Here is a 17,758-nt window from a genome sequence, read left to right as displayed (position 1 = left end):
GCACATATCTGGGTGCTCTGGAGTTTGGGATAGCGGCTTCGTATATTACCAATAAAATTGAGCGCTATACGGGGTATCAATCTTTTTTCCTGGTTGATGAAAAAAAAGTGGGGAAATTGAGTCATATCGATAACTACGTTCATATCGATAATTTTTTGGCGGTGGATGTCTCACCCAAACTTTTGTCTTTGGTCAAAAAATACAGAGACAGCCATTCATCAGGCGAGAACAGTGTTATCCGAGATGGGAACAAAGCCTATGTCATGAAAACCATAACGGTTTCCGATTATGAAAATAAACCGATTGGCGGGATCGTCTTTATTCGGGGAATTCCCGATTTTTGGAGTCACATTTTTCAGATGATAATGGCAACCGGCCTGATCGCACTGCTGCTGATCTTCATATTGGGCGGATTCATCAGCCGATTATATAATTCCATTGCGAACAAAATGAGTTTTCAGGAGATGTATAACCAGACGGTTTTGGATGCGATCCCGTCGATGGTAATCGTTACGGACGGTCATCAGCTTATCGCCGCTAATCAAACCTTTTTGGCCTATTTCCATTACGACAGTATAGAGAGCTTTAAGCATGACCACGCATGTGTATGTGAGTATTTTGAAGAAGGAGATACGGATGAATATCTTCTTCCGATGGTCAATGATCAACGGTGGACGGAGTATATAAACGATAATCCGCTCAGCCATCATAAGGCTAAAATCACGATGTACGGAGAAACAACGGTATACGATGTCAAACTCTCTTTATTAAGATTTCAAGCGCAGAGCCGTTATGTCGTTATGTTTACCGACATCTCATCGATGCAGTCGATTTCGATGACGGACCCTCTAACCGGTATCGCCAATCGGCTTCATTTTACCATGGTGTATGAACATGCCATCAATGTCGCACGACGGGATAAAAATCCTCTCGGAATCATCTTTTTTGACATTGATTATTTTAAAAAGGTGAATGATGTATACGGGCACTTGGTGGGAGATAAGATATTAAAAGAGATGGCTGTATTGGTCAAACAGCGGCTTCGCAAAAGTGATATTTTTGCCCGATGGGGAGGGGAAGAATTTATTATTCTGCTTCCGGATACTTCATTGGCGGAGACGATTCAGGTAGCTGAAATACTGCGAGATGTGATTGAACAGGAAAATTTTGATGCGGTTAGACAAATGACGTGTTCGTTTGGCGTCGCTGTTTTAAATGAAAATGATTCTGCAGAGATATTATTGAAACGGGCGGATGAATGCTTGTATAAAGCCAAAGCAGATGGTCGAAACCGAGTCATTTATTAAAGAAATACCTGTAATATGCGATCCAAGCGGATAAGTAGCCATAGTATGTTAGAATGCCGCTTATGATCCGCGCCTACGGTTGGCGCTGCTACGAACTTGCGGCCAACTGCACTTTCCACCTAATTTTTCCCCCATTTGCCTAAAACCGTCCTTAGTTACGACTTTGGTTGGGCCGAACCACCAAAGGAACACCTTTATGACATTTACCGATTTAAACTTAATTGCCCCGTTGCTCAAAGCGATCAACGATCAAGGCTACACCACACCGACACCTGTTCAGGCACAAGCGATTCCCTTTATTCTAGAGGGTCGCGATATGCTCGCAGGTGCGCAGACGGGTACCGGTAAAACTGCCGGTTTTACACTTCCGTTGTTACAAATTCTCAGTGAAAAAGCACCGTCGAAATCCCATCGGAAGATTCGTGCCCTGATTCTTACCCCGACGCGTGAACTCGCGGCTCAAGTTGCCGAGAGTGTCAAACTCTACGGCAAATACCTTCCCTTTAAAAGTGCCGTTATTTTCGGCGGCGTGGGGATTAACCCTCAAATCACGATGCTCCGTAACGGAGTGGATATTCTGGTCGCGACTCCGGGACGTTTGCTCGATCACATCGGGCAGGGGACTGTCGATTTGAGTGCGGTCGAATTCTTCGTACTGGACGAAGCCGACCGGATGCTTGATATGGGATTCATCCGTGATATCCGTCGTGTCATCACGATCCTTCCGAAACAGAGACAAAATCTCCTTTTCTCGGCAACCTATTCGGATGAGATCAAAACACTTGCCAATACCTTGCTCCGCAATCCTGCCGAGGTCGAAGTAGCACGCCGAAATACCTCAAGCGAACTCGTGAAACAAAGTGTTATTCTTGTCGATTGCAAACGTAAAAGTGCGTTGCTGGGAGAGATGATCGGCAAAAACAAATGGGAACAGGTTCTCGTCTTTACCCGTACCAAACACGGTGCGAACAAGCTCACCGAGTATCTTCAAAAAATCGGTATCACTTCCGCAGCGATTCACGGTAATAAAAGCCAGGCTGCACGAACCAAAGCACTGGATGACTTCAAACGCAGTGCTGTCAGGGTTCTGGTAGCGACGGATATTGCCGCACGCGGTATCGATATTGATGCACTTCCGCATGTGGTGAACTTTGAACTTCCGAATATTGCGGAAGATTATGTTCACCGAATAGGGCGAACAGGTCGTGCCGGATGTGAAGGCGAAGCAATATCGCTCGTCTGTGTCGATGAAGCTGATTATTTAAAAGGGATCGAAAAACTGATCAACAAAAAACTTGACCGTCAGATTATCGAAGGGTATGAACCGGACCCTTCGATTCAAGCCGAACCGATTCAGCGCGGCCGCGGCGGTGCGGGAGGAAGCAGTAACCGAGGCGGAAACGGCGGCGGAGATCGCGGCGGAAAGCCGACCCATAAACGTGAGGGCGGACGACGGGAGCCTTCCCGACGCGATAACGATCGACGCCATTAAAAACAGTTATCACCAAGGATAACTTTTATATTGTCCGTTGTACAATAAAAAAACGATTTTTGCATATAGGAAATGTGATTGAGAAGTTTGGCTCGGATTTTAGTGTTGCTGATGAGCGTTATCACAATGCTAAACGCTGCCGCTCTCGAAAAAGTATCGGTACAGTTTGACTGGAAATACCAGTTTGAATATGCCGGATACATTGCTGCAAAAGAAAAAGGATTCTATCGAGATGCCGGATTGGATGTCGAACTGCGCGAATATCGCGAAGGGATCGATGTCGTTTCCGATGTCTTGAATCACAAAGCAAATTACGGAATTTACAACAGCAGTTTTGTGGTGGAAGATGGACGTATCAAACCGATTGTCTTGATGGCTACTTATTTACAGCACTCTCCCCTCGTCCTGATAACCCAAAAAGGGATTGAGAATCCCTCTGATTTGATCGGTAAAACGATCATGGGGACAAAAAACGAATTTAACCACAGTTCACTCTCTCTTTTATTCTCCCATTTTCGTATCAATTCTTCCAATTCCCGTTTGATCGATCATACGTTTGGTATCGATCCTTTTGTCCGTCGCGAAGTGGATGGGATGAGTGCATACCGTTCGAATCAGCTTTACGAACTTGACCGTGTCGGCATTGCCTATAATATTATTGATCCGGTGGAATACGGATTTGTCATGAATGCCGGAAATCTTTTTACTTCGCATGAAGAAGCGGTCGAACACTCTGTGCGGGGACAAAAATTTATAGACGCAACGAACCGTGGATGGAAGTATGCTCTGGACCATCCCGGTGAGATAATTGATATACTAAAGCACCGTTACGGAGTCAAAAAATCGAATGAAGCACTTGCTTATGAAGCCAATGTGATCCAAAAATTGATGATGACCGATTTGTACGGTATCGGTGAAACGAACAGTGAACTCTCAACCCGTCTTTTTAAACAGCTTTTACGTGCGGGAATGATTCAAAAAGATCAGCAGTTAGGACCATTCTTGTTTCGGGATATTGTTGCCGGTGCCAAAAACAGTTTCCAGCTTACGGCGGCTGAAAAAGAGTATCTGACCCGAAAGAAAAAAATTACGATGTGCGTCGATCCCGAATGGTATCCTCTTGAGGCAATACGTGAGGGAAAACACATCGGGATCGCCGCCGATGTGATGAAAGAATTTCAGCGTAAGCTTGGGATGCCGATCGAACTGGTCCAAACTGATACCTGGAATCAATCGTTGGAATATGCCAAGCTGCATCAATGCGATATTTTATCGCTTGCCGCCAAAACTCCGGATCGTATGCAATATCTCGATTTTACTTCGACCTATTTGGCGGTTCCGCTGGTGATGGTCACAACGATGGATAAACCGTTTGAAGAAAACATTGATCTTCTGCAGGGAAAAAAAATCGGGGTTGTCAAAGGATATGCCACCTTTGAGCGTCTTAAAAATCTTTACCCTTCATTGGATATCATCGCAGTCGATTCGGTCAGTGACGGACTGGATAAAGTTGAGAGTGGAGAGCTTTACGGGTATATCGATAATTTGGTCGTGACCTCTTCTTATATTCAGAAAAAATATACCGGAAGTTTAAAGGTCTCATCACGGTTGATTGAAAAAGATGAATTGAGGGTTGCCATACATAATGACGAGCCGATATTAAAAGATATTTTTGAAAAACTGGTAGAAGATCTGGATGATAAAACAATGCAGATTATCTATAACCGATGGGCGTCGACGATCGAACAGGTGGCGTGGGTCGATCGTCAATTGATTTGGAAAATATTGGCTATCCTCATATTGGTCGGGATAGCGGTTATATGGCGCTACAGGATTTTAAAACGGTACAACACCAAGCTGAAAGAACTTTCCATTACCGATAAGCTGACAGGCTTGTATAACCGTCAAAAAACCGATGAAAAACTGATTGAAGAACAGCGTAAAATAAACCGCTACAGTGATTACAGATGCGGCATCATGATGATCGATATCGATTATTTCAAAATGATCAATGACACCCAAGGGCACCAGAGCGGAGACCGTGTTTTACAGATTCTCTCAGGGATTTTGAAAAAAACGTTTCGTCAAACCGATGTCATCGGGCGATGGGGCGGCGAAGAGTTTGTGGTTATCCTTCCGAATACCAGTTTGGAAAAATCTCTCGTTGCCGCTGAAAATCTGAGACTATCGGTTGAAGAATATACGTTTGAGCTATCCCATCCGATCACGATCAGTATCGGAGTCGGGGAACTGATTCAGAATAAAAGTATTCACGAAACGATCGGACATATCGACGAAGCGCTTTATGCAGCGAAAAACAGAGGCCGTAATCAGATATGCGACGTTCAATCTTTATAAAAGCGTATAATAGTCTAAACTTGATATTTGAATAGGTCTTATGAAAAATACTTCTAAAATAATTCTTATCGGTGCTTCTACAGGTGGGCCCGGTGTGATTGAAAAACTTATTTGTGCACTGCCGGAGCATTTTCCTGTGCCGATTTGTATCGTTCAGCATTTTCCTGCGGAACTTACCCATTCTTTTGTCTCACGGCTGCAAACGTGTACTTCTAACCGAGTTGTCGAATCGAAAGAGGGGTTGGCGCTTGAGCGGGAAATGGTCATTGTGGCACATGGGGGATCGCATTTGGGATTTGCACGCGGAGCGGACGGCCTTCCAAGGATAACGCAACTTTCCGAGGGGGTCCGGAGCGATTTCGTCCCCAGCGTCGATTGCATGATGCTGAGTGCACTAGAGGTCTATGAACCCGCATCGATTTTAGCGATCCTTCTGAGTGGCATCGGGGACGACGGTGCCGATGGGATGGTCAAAATTAAATCGCTTGGAGGGTTCAGCGTTTGTCAGAATGAACAGAGTTCCGCCGTATTCGGGATGCCGGGGCGGGCGATTGAACGCGGCGGTGTATGTCAAGTTCTTTCTATCGAAGAAATCGCTGAAACAATGATAAGGTATGCTCAATGAGTGAGACGATGATCAGAATGCTTTTAGAGCGGATACAGCATGAAACCGGAATCATCTTGTCGCGGCAAACCGACTATGACCGGATCAAGCGCTATTTAGATAACGGAGGGGAAATGCCTTTAACCTCTCAACCGCTTCCGGTCTCGTTGATTAATCTCGTGACAACCAATGAAACCTATTTCGAGCGTGAAGCCCACCATTTTAACCGTCTGATGGATGAGATTTTGCCGAAGCTTGATAGCCGCGGCGGAACAAAACCGATTCGTATCTTATCGGCTCCGTGTTCGAGCGGTGAGGAGAGCTATACCATCGCACTGCGGTTGTTGCAAGCGAGTAAACAGTTTTCCCGTCCTATTGAGATAGTAGGGGTTGATATTTCCGAAGAGATGATCTCTAAAGCGCGCAAAGGCATCTATTCGGGCAGATCCGTTCATGCCATTGATAAAGAGGTATTAAACCGGTTTTTTGTCTTTGAGGAGGGGCATTATCGTGTACTGCCTCTTGTTCAGGAAAATGTCCGTTTTGTATCCGGAAATGTATTTGATGCTGCATTATGGAAAGAGCTTGGGAGTTTTGATGTCATCTTTAGCCGCAATATGATGATCTATTTTGATTCGGTGAAGAACAGAGAGCTTTTAAATCGGTTCCGGGAACATTTGAACGGGTATTTGATTCTCGGTCATGCGGATGATCACCGAAATGCAAAAGATCTTTTTACCCCCGAGCGTATAGAACGCGGGGTAATTTATCATACTTAAGTTCTGAAAACGGAGATTTGGGCAGTAAGCTGCTCGGTCATTTGGTGGAGGTGCTCTGCTGCTGCGGCAATCTCTTCGACGCTTCGGGCATTGGACGTCGAGAGTTCATTGATCGTACCGATTTTTCGAATAATCGAATCGGTAGTCGCCGTATTGGCTTGGGTGTCGCTGGAAAGTTTTTCGATAGCTTGAACGGTATCGGCAAGCGCATCTACGGCAACTTCCGTATGGCTGTTTACCTCTGCCGATGCATCTACAAGAGTCTCAATACGTTTCGTATTATGATTCATCTGATCGGTAATATCATTGATCGATTGGACGATGACATTGACGGTCGCATTGGTTTCTACCAGACTTTTTTGGGTTCGTTCTGCCAGTTTGCGTACTTCATCGGCAACGACCGCGAATCCGCGTCCGTGTTCACCCGCCCGCGCTGCTTCGATAGCGGCATTCAGGGCGAGAAGGTTTGTCTGGTCGGCAATGTCCGCGATGACGGTAAGGACTTGTTTGACTTGTGAAGCTTCTTGCGAAAGGGAATTGAGACGGTCGTTGATCTCCCCTTCCATTTGGACGGTAATAGAGAGCTGTTCAATAGTGTTGTGCAGTGCCGACTGTGCTTCTTGGAGATTTTCACGTGCACCGATTGCTTTGTCTTTAACAATCTCCGCTTCTCGTGCAGATGCTTTCATCACCTCTTTCATGGTGTCTGATTCCGTGGTTGTCTGTAAAACGATTTTTGCCTCTTCTTCAGCCGCTTTGCCGATAGAGAGGGTTGTTGCCGAGAGCTCGGCGGATACGGAGAGATTTTCGCTCGAAGCCGAACGGATGCCTTGGAAAGCCTGGCGCAGAACAGCTACCAGCTCATTGAGTTTTTGGCTCATTTGGGAAAGCTCATCGTTCCCTTCAATTTTGGTGACACGGGTAAAATCATGATTTTGGGCTACGGCTTCGATCGTCTCTTCCAAACGTGCTATAGACGAAGTAATGTTACGGATGATGATAAAAAACGTTGCTAAGAATATCATCGCTGACACAATCATGACACTGTTCATAATGGTTGCATTCTTGTTGAGTCTATTGATATTTGATTTCTGCATTGTTTTATTCAATTGTTTGGATTCATCAATATAGGCTGTTTGCAAAGCTTCGGCTTCTTTACCTAATTTCTTTAACTGTTCCCCTTCATCGGAATGAATAAACTCTTCACTAAAAATGGTTTGACCGTATTTTTGAATGATGGCGATACGCGGAGCATTTCCATCTACCCACGCTTGATGTTGAGAGATCAAGTTTTTGAGAGTCAATTGATTTTTTTCGGACATCGTAATGGCTAAAAGGTCTTCCAACGCTTTTGAAAGCTTTTGATTACGCTCATCATAGCGTGACAAATAAGCAGATTCTCCTGCATGTTGCTGAAAACCCCGGAGCTCCATAATCGCACCGTTGGTGTTAGCGCGTATATCTGCTAGCATTACCATTCTGGTGGTGGTTGCTTCTGCATCTTTGTTGTTGGAATAGGATAAATAGATTAGAACCAAATACGTGACCAAACTGAGTGCCATTAAAGCACTAAGCTTGCCTTTGATAGTGGAGAGATTGAACATGGGTAGAACTCCGTACATGAAAATTGGATGATTTATAACACATAATCCCTGAATTAGCCTTGCCCGGTGCGCTTTTTCGGGAGTTCTGCCATAAGAAACTGTATGATGCAATAGTAGAACAGTATTGGCAGTAGAAAATAACAATATAAACTGCTATCAGTCCATTCAATCATTTTTAAACTATGAATCAGTTTTATTTTATGACTTGGCTACTTGTAATGTTAATTGGTTAAAATTATGGGAGAAAGTTAGCAAAGTACGTAGAATAAATCGAAAAATATGAAAATAAGTCTTGGTCAAAGGGTGTAAATGAAATTTCTTTTCTTTATCTTTTTTATCATCCATTCACTGTTTGGCCAGAATAACGATGAAAAAGTAATACTGCAACTCGATTGGAAATATCAATTCGAATTTGCAGGCTTTATTGCCGCCAAAGAGAAAGGATTTTACCATGAGGCCGGGCTGGATGTTGAGTTTAAAGAGTATCAAGACGGCACCGACATCGTTTCGGATGTTCTGAGCCAAAAAGCGAATTACGGCGTCTATAATTCCAGTATCGTGGTTGAAAACGGTCATATCAAACCGATTGTCTTACTGGCAACCTATTTCCAGCGTTCACCTCTTATTTTTGTTGCCCAAAAGGGTATTAAACACCCTATCAATATGCTCGGCAAAACGATCATGGGGACTAAAGATGAACTAAAATACAGTTCCTTAGCCTTATTGTTGAACCATTTCAGTATCTCATCCCAAAATGCCCGTTTCAAAGATCATACGTTTCATACACAGGATTTTTTGGAAGGAAAAGTCGATGTCATGAGTGCTTTCCGTTCGAATCAGCTTTATGAATTGGATCATTCGAAATACCCTTATGAAATCATCGATCCGGCAGAATACGGCTTTGTTATGAGTGCCGTTAATCTGTTTACGTCTCAAAAAGAGGCGTTAGACCATACGGAACGAACGCAAAAATTTATCGATGCTTCCAATAAAGGGTGGGAATACGCACTGGATCATCCGGATGAAATTATTACCCTTCTTCTGCGAAAATATGCTGTCCAAAAATCACGCGAAGCTCTCATCTATGAAGCAAAAGTGACGAAGAAATTGATGATGACCGACTTTTATCCGATCGGACAAGCCAATGCAGAGTTGAGTATTCGCTCTTTTAAGCAGCTTGATCAGGCCGGTTCTTTAGTCCCTGGACAGAAACTGGGCCATTTTATGTTCAAAGATGTCGTGTCCTCTTCTTCAAACGGTCTTTCATTAACATCGCAAGAGAAAGAGTATCTGCTTCAAAAGAAAAAAATAGTCGTATGTGTGGATCCCGAATGGTATCCGTTTGAAGCAATTCGAGAGGGGAAACATATCGGAATCGCAGCGGATGTGATGAAAAATTTTGAACATAAGCTGGGGATCCCTTTTGAACTTCGAATGAGCGATTCATGGGAAACATCGATTGAACAGGCCAAAAAACGCGAATGTGATATATATTCTCTTGCATCCAGTACTCCGGACCGACTTGCCTATATGGATTTTACCTCTGCGTATATAACGCTTCCGATCGTGATGGCAACCAAAATGGACAAGCCTTTTACGGAAGATGTTGCCACCCTGGTCACGAAAAAACTGGGAATAGTCAAAGGGTATGCCATTGCAGAAAAGCTAAAAACTGACCACCCTGATTTGGAGATTGTAGAGGTACAATCGATTACAGACGGATTAAAACAGGTAGAGAGCGGCGAACTTTATGGATATATTGATAACCTTATGGTTATCTCTTCGTACATCCAAAAAGAGTATCCCGGCGTATTAAAAGTCTCATCCCGTCTTGAGGATAAAGTTGAACTCGGAGTAGGAACCCGCAATGATGAACCGTATCTTCACGATATTTTTGAAAAACTGGTACAGAATCTGGATGAGGCTACGATGCAGACAATCTATAACCGCTGGGTATCGACGGTTGAAGAAGTCCCCTGGATAGACAGGGCATTGCTCTGGAAAGCAATTTTATTTTTTGCAGCAGTCATGATTATTTTTTTATGGCGTTACTATGATCTCAAGCGTTACAATAAAAAATTGCTCGAACTCTCTACGACAGACAAACTCACCGGTTTGTACAATCGTCAAAAAACAGATGAAATGCTGAGTGAAGAACGGAAAAAAGTGCATCGATATCGTGACTACGCGTGCAGTGTCATGATCATTGACGTGGATTTGTTCAAAGCGGTCAATGACACCTACGGACATCAAAGGGGTGATCAGGTACTTCAGCTGTTGGCCGAGATTCTGCTTAATAATGTCCGTTCAACCGATAGTGTGGGGCGCTGGGGCGGTGAAGAATTTATGATTATTTTACCGCATACTACATTGGATGAAACTGCCATTGTGGCTGAAAGTCTTCGAAGCAAAGTTGAGAAATATCCTTTTAAATTGATTGATTCGGTGACGATCAGTATTGGAATCGGAGAGTTTTTACCGACAGATAGCGTTCATGAATGTATCGGCAGAATAGATTCGGCGCTTTATCAAGCAAAAGCTAACGGCAGAAATCAGGTTTATCGGGCATAGCCACTGCTATTGAGTTACTGTTGCAGTACACTTTTAAAATAGTCCAAAGCTCTTTGAGAACTTGATTTGTGATTAACGATCGGACGAGGGTAATTGCTAAGGAGGCAGTTTTGAAAAGCATCCTCTGTGTGTAAAAGTTTAGCGGGAACAGCCGCTAGCTCCGGAAGATGGTGTTTGATGTAACGGCACTCCCGATCAAATTTAGCCGTCTGCGTATAGGGATTGAAAATCCGGAAATAAGGCTGAGGATCGATTCCCGTTCCCGCACTCCACTGCCAAGAGAGGATGTTGCTTGCTGCATCATAATCATTGAGATGTTCGGCAAAAAATGCTTCCCCCCATTGCCACGGCAAGAGGAGATTTTTGGTAAAAAATGAAGCACAGATCATCCGTACACGGTTATGCATCTCTCCGCTTTCCAATAATTCGCGTACCCCTGCATCAATGATCGGAACACCGGTGGAAGCCGTACAAAATGCGTTGAATGCATCCTGATCCGGAATCCCTTTGAACGGATAGCGAAAATTTTTCTGAGATAGATAGGGAAAATGATACAGGAGCATTGCATAAAAGTCCCGGAAAATCAGCTGCCTGAAAAACGGCTCAGTCTGTTTTCCTTCTTTTTGTTGTGCGACGATCCATCGCAGGAGGGCACGAATGGAAAGCGTACCGAAACGCAAGTCCATACTGAGTCCCGAGGTAGCTTCCAGCACCATATAATCACGTTCTAGGGGGTAGTTCTCAATCTTAGCCGCGAAACATTCAAGTTTTTCTTTGGGTGTTCTGAGTTGGCGCGCACTAAGTACTTGAGGTGCAAAGCCGATGGATTCGAGTCGGATGGGTGCCGTAGTATGAGATGTTCCCTGAATCCGGTGTAAAACATCATAATCAAAAGGGATCCGTTCTAATGCTTCATTGCGGTGATATTCCTTCAAATGCTCCTGATGAAAAAGTGCTTTGGCACGATTGTAATAAGGGGTAAAAACCTGATAGGGGGTTCCGTCATTTTTGAGCACTTCATCGCTGCGGAAGATATAGGTATCGTGCAAATCGATGAAAGGGAGCAAATGGGATATGCCACGGTCACGTTCTCGCGCGTACTCATCGTAGTCACCTGAAGCACAGACAGTATCAAAGGCACTCTGCGAGAGCAGCCAGCCAAAGACCTCTTTGGGTTTTCCGTAGAAGATCGCCAAATCAAGTCCCAGCTCTCGTAAAGAAGCTTTTAGATTCATGATGGCCGAATAAATAAAAGTGACCCGCCGATCATTACAGCGGAGCGATGCCAGTATATCGGTGTCGAAAATAAAAATAGGAAGCACTTCTCCCTCCAGTGAGAGAATCGGGTTGTCTTCGCTGCGCAGGTCTCTGCGAAACCATAAAATCCGTCGCATTCTTATTTACCGGCATCGATGTGAGAACGAAGCGCAAGTGTTTTTGGATAGGGATTCAGGAAGGTTTGATCCAACAGATAGCGGATATCATATTTTTGTGCATACAATGCAATCGTTGAGAGCGGCACAATGAGAGGAATGATTTTATCGGTAAAATCATTGATTTGTTCATGCAGAATCTCTTTTTCACTTTTCGTAAGATCGTTTTTGAAAAATCCTGCCATGTGTTCCAAAACATTGCGTGTCCGTTTGATGGAACTCTTGCGTGATATTGCTGTTTTAAATCCAAGCTCATACATTGCTAATAGAGTCTCATCCTTCAGTGCATCACGGTTGGCAACGATATTTCCGAGCTCTCGATAGAGCTGTTCGTCTTTGGCCTGAAGCAAAAATTTATGGCATGTATGAAAACGGACCAGATCACCGACCGTCGGGAAGGAGGCTTTGAACTGTTCATACGCGTCATACGCAAAAAGCTGCATGACAAAATTTTCTCTTAGCCAGGCATCCTGAAGCCGTCCCTCTTCCTCCATCGGAAGGAGCGGATAGCGTTCGCGGCACATGGATGCAAAAATGCCGTCCTCTTTTCCTTCGCAAAAACCGTTGTCCAGATAGGTTTTTGCACTTTTCATTCCGCAGCTTGGAGACTTGGATTTAAAAATAATTCCAGATAGCGGCGTATGTGCAATTTTGGAAAGTTCATCACGGCTGGTTTGGATCAGCCGCTCGGTGAGATCGGTATCATCTTTATTGGAGTGGACGTATATCTGATTTTCGAGACGCAACAGACGGATGGAAGGGCGGGGAGTTCCAAAAGCTAAATGTTCAGGGCAGAAAGGGACGAATTCAGCAAAACGGCTGAGCTCTTCGGTGATAAAACGGTCATGTTTATGACCTCCGTCAAAACGTATTTTTTCACCCAGCAAGCAAGCGGACACGGCAATTTTCATCACAACTCCCATTATCGACTGATTTTAATATTTTAGTATAGTGTAATTCAAAGAGGATTATGTTGAGATGCCGTATTTATTTTCGAAGTTCTTTGGAGACTTGTTCTAAATAGTTTTTAGGATTTTGTTTGGAGTTTGGTTGGGAGACGTGATCATTGACAGGGAGAATAAATGCGAGGAGAATAAAGATAAGACTAAAAACGATACCGCTTAAAAGAGCAAGTATGATTTTAAGTTTTTCATCATTCATATTTCTCTCCATATTCTACTATGTCGAGTATTATACCCCAAGTGTGTATGATTACAAAAATGTTCTAAATTTAAGAGAGCTTGCCGGAGGAGATCAGGCGATTGACCAAATCCATATTTTTCATGACGCGATTATAATAAGGATGATTGACCATCCCGCCGTTGTATCCGCTGATCGCGTAAAAATGATCCAATCGCTGTTCTTGAAGCAAAATAACGTAGTGGGTTGCAATTCTTGCAGAGAGTTTGATATCGCCTAACAATCGGCCTGCCAGCTGTACATCACTGAGCTTATTCAGCCAGCGGAGTTTTTTGACATTCTGGGAGACGTGTCGTGCGGTTGCGACTTGAATCTGCATTGCACCCAGAGATGCTTTGGTAAATGATTTCCGATGTTTATAATCACCGATAACATATTTGCCTGCACTGCTTTCTGTTAAACAAATCGCACTAACTGTATTCTCATAAGTACGACCGTTTTTATCAGGGATGGATTTTGCTACATCGCGGACGGTTTGTAATACATAGAGTTGTTTAGGGGTCATTGCGTCACCAAAAAGGGACATGACAAGTAATAATATCAGGGAAAGAAATCTCAAATTTACACCTCGGAAATGGAATGTGAAATTTTAGGGTACTATGGAGAGGATAACAATGGTTTACACTTTGTAAATGAATCAGTTAAGAAAAAGTAATAGAAAAGGGGTGTATGCTACCCCCTATAGGGAATGACGTGATTAAGTTTAAGCGATAATACTGATTAATAGTGTGTTAATATGTTAAAAATATAGCTGTTACTTTAAGTTTCAATGTAAAATATTTCTAAAAGCTACAAAAAAAAGGTTGAAAATATAGCTCATGTGTAAAAATGAAACATATTTTATTTTGATGCTGGGAGCAACGATTTTATTGACTCCGCTTTATGGTGAAATGAGTGTCGGAATCGTTACCTCAATCAATAATAATGCAAAAATAAATTTACTGTACCAAAATATTCCGGTAGCATGCGAACCTTTTGGTATTTTAACCTTGGAGAAATTGCCGATGAACGCTAAATCTTCCAAAGAGTGTCAGGAAGAAATCAATGCTTTTTATAAAGCGCATCCGCACGATCAAAATTATGCGCGTGAGCATGTACTGATTCAGCAATCTTATCATTTTGAAAGAATTAAAGAAGGATGTATACTTTATTCCAACGGTGCAGAAAGCTACAGTGAGGTACTTTTACGCGAGGGCTTGGCATTGATTGATCCGGCATTTGATCTAAAAGAGTGGAACGGCAGATTAAAACGGGCGCAGCAAGGTGCCCAAATGCACAAAAACGGATTGCACGATACTTTAATAGAAAAAGCGTGCCGTAAAGAAGAGAAGTAGAAGGTTAGTAATCATTACTGGTAAGATAGATCCAGTACTCTTTATGGCTTTTTCCCTGATCCAGAAAATAGAGCTGCAATATTGCAACCCGATAGAGGGTAATGGCCATTTTTGCATAAGGAACAGCCAAAGAGATCGAGAGCCACCAAGGCTGTATCCGATCTCCTTTTGAATGCATCATGTCCTCGACTCCGATATTTTTACTTAAATAGAGACCAAATGCGATTGAAAAGACAAAATTTAAAATCAGTCCGAAAATCGCATACGCTAAAATATCCGAAGAGCCGAAGTCATTCATAGGTCATTACTCTTTATAATTTTTAATTGCGTCTTCAAGAATTTTAGTCGCGGATGCTTTATCTTCAAACCCTTTGACTTTTACCCATTTGTTAGGTTCCAACATTTTATAGGTTTCAAAGAAGTTTTTGATTTTTGCCAAGGTGTGTTTTGGAATATCTCCCAAATCTTGGATCTCTTCAAACGTAGGATCGATTTTTGATGTCGGAACAGCAAGAAGTTTTTCATCGATACCGCTTTCGTCTTCCATGATCAATACACCGACAAGACGGCAGTTGGTAACACACCCCTCAACCATAGGGTACTCGGTAAGGATTAAGATATCAGCAGGATCGCCGTCTTGGGATAGTGTTTTGTTAACAAAACCATAGTTTGCCGGATAGTACATCGCAGAGTGCATTACACGGTCAAGTACCAAAGCGCCGCTCTCTTTTTCAACTTCATATTTAATGTTTGATCCGCATGCAATCTCAATAATTGCTTTAACTTTATCCGGATTTTCCCCGTACCCGATTTTACTTAAATCCATGGAATACCTCTTTCACTCTATTTGATGATGGGATTGTAGCCAATCAAATTTTAAAAATAGCGTAGGGTAACACCTTTTTTGAGATATTAGAGGAATAAGAAAGCGGTAAATGTTTTTTAAACATCATTGCGATAGAATCTGCGCGTTACGATTTGATTACATTTAAAGGATCGCGTGTGTTTTTTGAAAGCATCAAAATCATGTTTTTGGGAATGGGAACCGTATTTGTGTTCCTAGTTGTTATGATCTATTTGACCAAGTTCATGTCTAAAATCATTCTCAAATATTTACCCGAAGCCCCAAAAGCGCCTGAGCCGACCCGTGCAGCACAGGTTAAACGTAGTGATGATAAAGCGAAAGTGGCTGCAATCACTGCTGCAATCCACCATCACCAAACTACTCAAAGTTAGGAAATCTAAATGGCTAAAAAATATATTGATATTATGGATACCACCTTTCGTGACGGATTCCAATCTGTTTTCGGCGGGCGTGTCCTTATGGAAGATTTTTTCCCGGCAGTCGAAGCGGCTAAAGAAGCGGGAATTCGCCATTTTGAATTCGGCGGCGGTGCACGCTTCCAGAGTCTTTTCTTCTATTTAAATGAAAATGCGTTTGACATGATGGACCGTTTTCGTGCAATCGTAGGTCCTGATGCAAACCTTCAAACGCTTGCGCGCGGCGTTAATACCGTTATGCTCGATACGGGAAGCCGAGAATTAGTCGATCTTCATGCGAAACTTTTTAAAAAACACGGAACAACGACAATCCGAAATTTTGATGCTCTGAATGATGTGGAAAACCTGAAATACTCCGGGGAACGCATTGCACATCACGGATTGAAACACGAAATTGTTGTGACATTGATGGATCTTCCTGCGGGATGCGTCGGCGCCCATGATGTCGCTTTCTATGAAAGAACACTTCGTGAGATTCTCGATTCCGGTATTCCGTACGACTCTATCTGTTTTAAAGATGCGAGTGGAACCTCAAGCCCGCACAAAGTACACGAAACGATCAAGATGGCACGCCGTCTTGTTCCTGAGGGAACTCATTTGCGTCTTCATACGCATGAGACGGCAGGAGTGAGTGTTGCGGTTTATCTAGCAGCATTGGAAGCCGGTGTTGACGGTATCGATATGGCAGCAGCTCCGGTGAGCGGCGGTACATCTCAACCTGATATTTTGACGATGCTCCATGCGGTAAAAGGGATGAACTACGATCTCGGCGGTCTTGAACTCGAAAAAATTCTTACGTATGAAGATGTTTTGGGTGACTGTCTGAAAGATTATTTTATGCCTCCGGAAGCTACTCAGGTTTCTCCACTGATCCCGTTTTCACCAATGCCGGGCGGAGCATTGACTGCAAATACCCAAATGATGCGGGATAACAATATCTTGGACCGCTATCCGGAAGTCATCCGTGCAATGCGGGAAGTGGTTGAGAAAGGGGGATACGGTACATCCGTTACTCCGGTTTCCCAGTTTTATTTCCAACAAGCGCTGAACAATGCGTTGATGGGTCCATGGAAAAAAATCGCTCCGGGTTACGGACGTATGGTTTTAGGCTATTTCGGAAAAACTCCGGTTGAGCCGGATGCTGAGATTGTCCGCATCGCTTCGGAACAATTAGGTTTGGCTCCGACAAAAGAAAATGCGATTGATTTGGCCGATAAAGATGAAACCAAATCGATTGCATTCTGGACAAAACGTCTTGAAGATGAAAAAATTGCCGTTACGGATGAAAATATTTTCATCGCCGCTTCATGCGATGAAAAAGGAATTACATTCTTAAAAGGGGATGCGGAACTTAATGTCCGTAAAAATATCCCGGCAGCCGTTGTCCCGGCAGGACATGCACCAATACCAATCAAGTCAGAAGGAATCAAAGTTATGCCAAATGCAAACGGAAATTACACAGTCGTCGTTGACGGTCAAAAATTCAATGTTCAAATTGCCGCAGGCAATGTTGATGTACAAGTAGTACCTCATGTCGCAACGGCGACGGAAGCCCGTGATGAATTACCGGTATCTTCAGGTGCGGAAGTGCGCGCTATGCTCCCGGGTTCAGTCTTTAAAATCCTTGCGGAAGCGGGAACACCAGTGAATGAAGGGGATAAAATCATGATCCTCGAATCGATGAAAATGGAAGTCGATATTCTGGCTCCATGCAACGGCGTAGTGCAAAGTGTTCTTGTTCGTCCAAATGACAAAGTGATCGAGGGTCAAGCCCTTGCAATCGTAGGATAACGCT

At 43.4% G+C, this 17,758-nt stretch carries 16 protein-coding genes; 9 read left to right on the top strand and 7 right to left on the bottom strand.

The genetic code is table 11. The features are described from left to right. The 5 genes from WAO38_RS10950 to WAO38_RS10930 all read left to right on the top strand — a co-directional run. The coding region (locus WAO38_RS10950) for a diguanylate cyclase (protein ID WP_422237049.1) at positions 1-1,307 on the top strand (1,307 nt) is incomplete at its 5' end. 196 nt (positions 1,308-1,503) lie between these two features. Further along, positions 1,504-2,799: a DEAD/DEAH box helicase gene (locus WAO38_RS10945; protein ID WP_422237047.1), complete on the top strand. Its 1,296-nt coding sequence runs from the start codon at positions 1,504-1,506 to the stop codon at positions 2,797-2,799. Positions 2,800-2,877: 78 nt separating this feature from the next. Further along, positions 2,878-5,157 carry a diguanylate cyclase gene (locus WAO38_RS10940; protein WP_422237046.1) on the top strand — a complete coding sequence of 760 codons (2,280 nt, stop codon included), beginning with the start codon at positions 2,878-2,880 and terminating at the stop codon, positions 5,155-5,157. 40 nt (positions 5,158-5,197) lie between these two features. Further along, entirely contained in the window at positions 5,198-5,782 is a 585-nt protein-coding gene (locus WAO38_RS10935; RefSeq protein WP_422237045.1) for a CheB methylesterase domain-containing protein, read from the top strand. Next, positions 5,779-6,540, top strand: a complete 762-nt coding sequence (locus WAO38_RS10930) for a CheR family methyltransferase (protein ID WP_422237044.1) — start codon at positions 5,779-5,781, stop codon at positions 6,538-6,540. The genes WAO38_RS10935 and WAO38_RS10930 overlap by 4 nt, the downstream gene beginning before the upstream one ends. Here WAO38_RS10930 and WAO38_RS10925 read toward each other — a convergent pair. Continuing rightward, on the bottom strand, positions 6,537-8,102 hold the full coding sequence (locus tag WAO38_RS10925) for a methyl-accepting chemotaxis protein (RefSeq protein WP_422237042.1): 1,566 nt from the start codon (positions 8,100-8,102) through the stop codon (positions 6,537-6,539). The genes WAO38_RS10930 and WAO38_RS10925 overlap by 4 nt on opposite strands. Positions 8,103-8,453: 351 nt before the next feature. Here WAO38_RS10925 and WAO38_RS10920 point away from each other — a divergent pair, with 351 nt between their 5' ends. Then, complete coding sequence (locus WAO38_RS10920) at positions 8,454-10,715, top strand: diguanylate cyclase (protein WP_422237041.1); 2,262 nt, start codon at positions 8,454-8,456, stop codon at positions 10,713-10,715. Positions 10,716-10,729: 14 nt separating this feature from the next. Here WAO38_RS10920 and WAO38_RS10915 read toward each other — a convergent pair whose 3' ends face one another. From WAO38_RS10915 to WAO38_RS10900, 4 genes are all read right to left on the bottom strand, one after another. Continuing rightward, positions 10,730-12,109 (bottom strand): cryptochrome/photolyase family protein, encoded by a 1,380-nt coding sequence (locus tag WAO38_RS10915; protein WP_422237039.1) that lies wholly within the window; start codon positions 12,107-12,109, stop codon positions 10,730-10,732. Between the two features lie 2 nt (positions 12,110-12,111). After that, positions 12,112-13,059, bottom strand: a complete 948-nt coding sequence (locus tag WAO38_RS10910; protein WP_422237038.1) for a YbgA family protein — start codon at positions 13,057-13,059, stop codon at positions 12,112-12,114. Positions 13,060-13,135: 76 nt separating this feature from the next. Continuing rightward, complete coding sequence (locus WAO38_RS10905) at positions 13,136-13,309, bottom strand: hypothetical protein (protein WP_422237036.1); 174 nt, start codon at positions 13,307-13,309, stop codon at positions 13,136-13,138. A gap of 70 nt (positions 13,310-13,379) precedes the next feature. Then, positions 13,380-13,907, bottom strand: coding sequence for a transglycosylase SLT domain-containing protein (locus WAO38_RS10900; RefSeq protein ID WP_422237034.1), 528 nt, complete (start codon positions 13,905-13,907; stop codon positions 13,380-13,382). 259 nt (positions 13,908-14,166) lie between these two features. Between WAO38_RS10900 and WAO38_RS10895 the strand changes: the two genes are divergently transcribed. Beyond that, complete coding sequence (locus WAO38_RS10895) at positions 14,167-14,682, top strand: hypothetical protein (RefSeq protein ID WP_422237032.1); 516 nt, start codon at positions 14,167-14,169, stop codon at positions 14,680-14,682. 4 nt (positions 14,683-14,686) lie between these two features. Here WAO38_RS10895 and WAO38_RS10890 read toward each other — a convergent pair whose 3' ends face one another. Both WAO38_RS10890 and ppa read right to left on the bottom strand, forming a co-directional pair. Beyond that, positions 14,687-14,980 carry a hypothetical protein gene (locus WAO38_RS10890; protein WP_422237031.1) on the bottom strand — a complete coding sequence of 98 codons (294 nt, stop codon included), beginning with the start codon at positions 14,978-14,980 and terminating at the stop codon, positions 14,687-14,689. A 6-nt stretch (positions 14,981-14,986) separates the two neighbouring features. Continuing rightward, the gene (gene ppa / locus WAO38_RS10885) at positions 14,987-15,508 is read right to left on the bottom strand and encodes an inorganic diphosphatase (protein ID WP_373021770.1); all 522 of its coding nucleotides are present in this window, start codon (positions 15,506-15,508) and stop codon (positions 14,987-14,989) included. A 176-nt stretch (positions 15,509-15,684) separates the two neighbouring features. Here ppa and WAO38_RS10880 point away from each other — a divergent pair, with 176 nt between their 5' ends. Together WAO38_RS10880 and WAO38_RS10875 are read left to right on the top strand one after the other, a co-directional pair. Continuing rightward, complete coding sequence (locus tag WAO38_RS10880) at positions 15,685-15,918, top strand: OadG family protein (RefSeq protein ID WP_422237029.1); 234 nt, start codon at positions 15,685-15,687, stop codon at positions 15,916-15,918. A 9-nt stretch (positions 15,919-15,927) separates the two neighbouring features. After that, complete coding sequence (locus WAO38_RS10875) at positions 15,928-17,754, top strand: biotin/lipoyl-containing protein (protein ID WP_422237027.1); 1,827 nt, start codon at positions 15,928-15,930, stop codon at positions 17,752-17,754. The last annotated feature ends 4 nt before the right edge of the window (positions 17,755-17,758 follow it).

This window comes from Sulfuricurvum sp. (genome assembly GCF_049277495.1).
Classification (GTDB): domain Bacteria; phylum Campylobacterota; class Campylobacteria; order Campylobacterales; family Sulfurimonadaceae; genus Sulfuricurvum.
This window is presented reverse-complemented; position numbering and strand designations above follow the sequence as displayed.

Excerpts from the sequence above, each read along its gene's own strand:
- ppa (WP_373021770.1), bottom strand. The coding sequence starts at position 15,508 with ATGGATTTAAGTAAAATCGGGTACGGGGAAAATCCGGATAAAGTTAAA.
- WAO38_RS10945 (WP_422237047.1), top strand. The coding sequence starts at position 1,504 with ATGACATTTACCGATTTAAACTTAATTGCCCCGTTGCTCAAAGCGATC.
- WAO38_RS10875 (WP_422237027.1), top strand. The coding sequence starts at position 15,928 with ATGGCTAAAAAATATATTGATATTATGGATACCACCTTTCGTGACGGA.
- WAO38_RS10920 (WP_422237041.1), top strand. The coding sequence starts at position 8,454 with ATGAAATTTCTTTTCTTTATCTTTTTTATCATCCATTCACTGTTTGGC.
- WAO38_RS10935 (WP_422237045.1), top strand. The coding sequence starts at position 5,198 with ATGAAAAATACTTCTAAAATAATTCTTATCGGTGCTTCTACAGGTGGG.
- WAO38_RS10925 (WP_422237042.1), bottom strand. The coding sequence starts at position 8,102 with ATGGCACTCAGTTTGGTCACGTATTTGGTTCTAATCTATTTATCCTAT.
- WAO38_RS10895 (WP_422237032.1), top strand. The coding sequence starts at position 14,167 with ATGTGTAAAAATGAAACATATTTTATTTTGATGCTGGGAGCAACGATT.
- WAO38_RS10890 (WP_422237031.1), bottom strand. The coding sequence starts at position 14,980 with ATGAATGACTTCGGCTCTTCGGATATTTTAGCGTATGCGATTTTCGGA.
- WAO38_RS10930 (WP_422237044.1), top strand. The coding sequence starts at position 5,779 with ATGAGTGAGACGATGATCAGAATGCTTTTAGAGCGGATACAGCATGAA.
- WAO38_RS10910 (WP_422237038.1), bottom strand. The coding sequence starts at position 13,059 with ATGAAAATTGCCGTGTCCGCTTGCTTGCTGGGTGAAAAAATACGTTTT.
- WAO38_RS10915 (WP_422237039.1), bottom strand. The coding sequence starts at position 12,109 with ATGCGACGGATTTTATGGTTTCGCAGAGACCTGCGCAGCGAAGACAAC.
- WAO38_RS10905 (WP_422237036.1), bottom strand. The coding sequence starts at position 13,309 with ATGAATGATGAAAAACTTAAAATCATACTTGCTCTTTTAAGCGGTATC.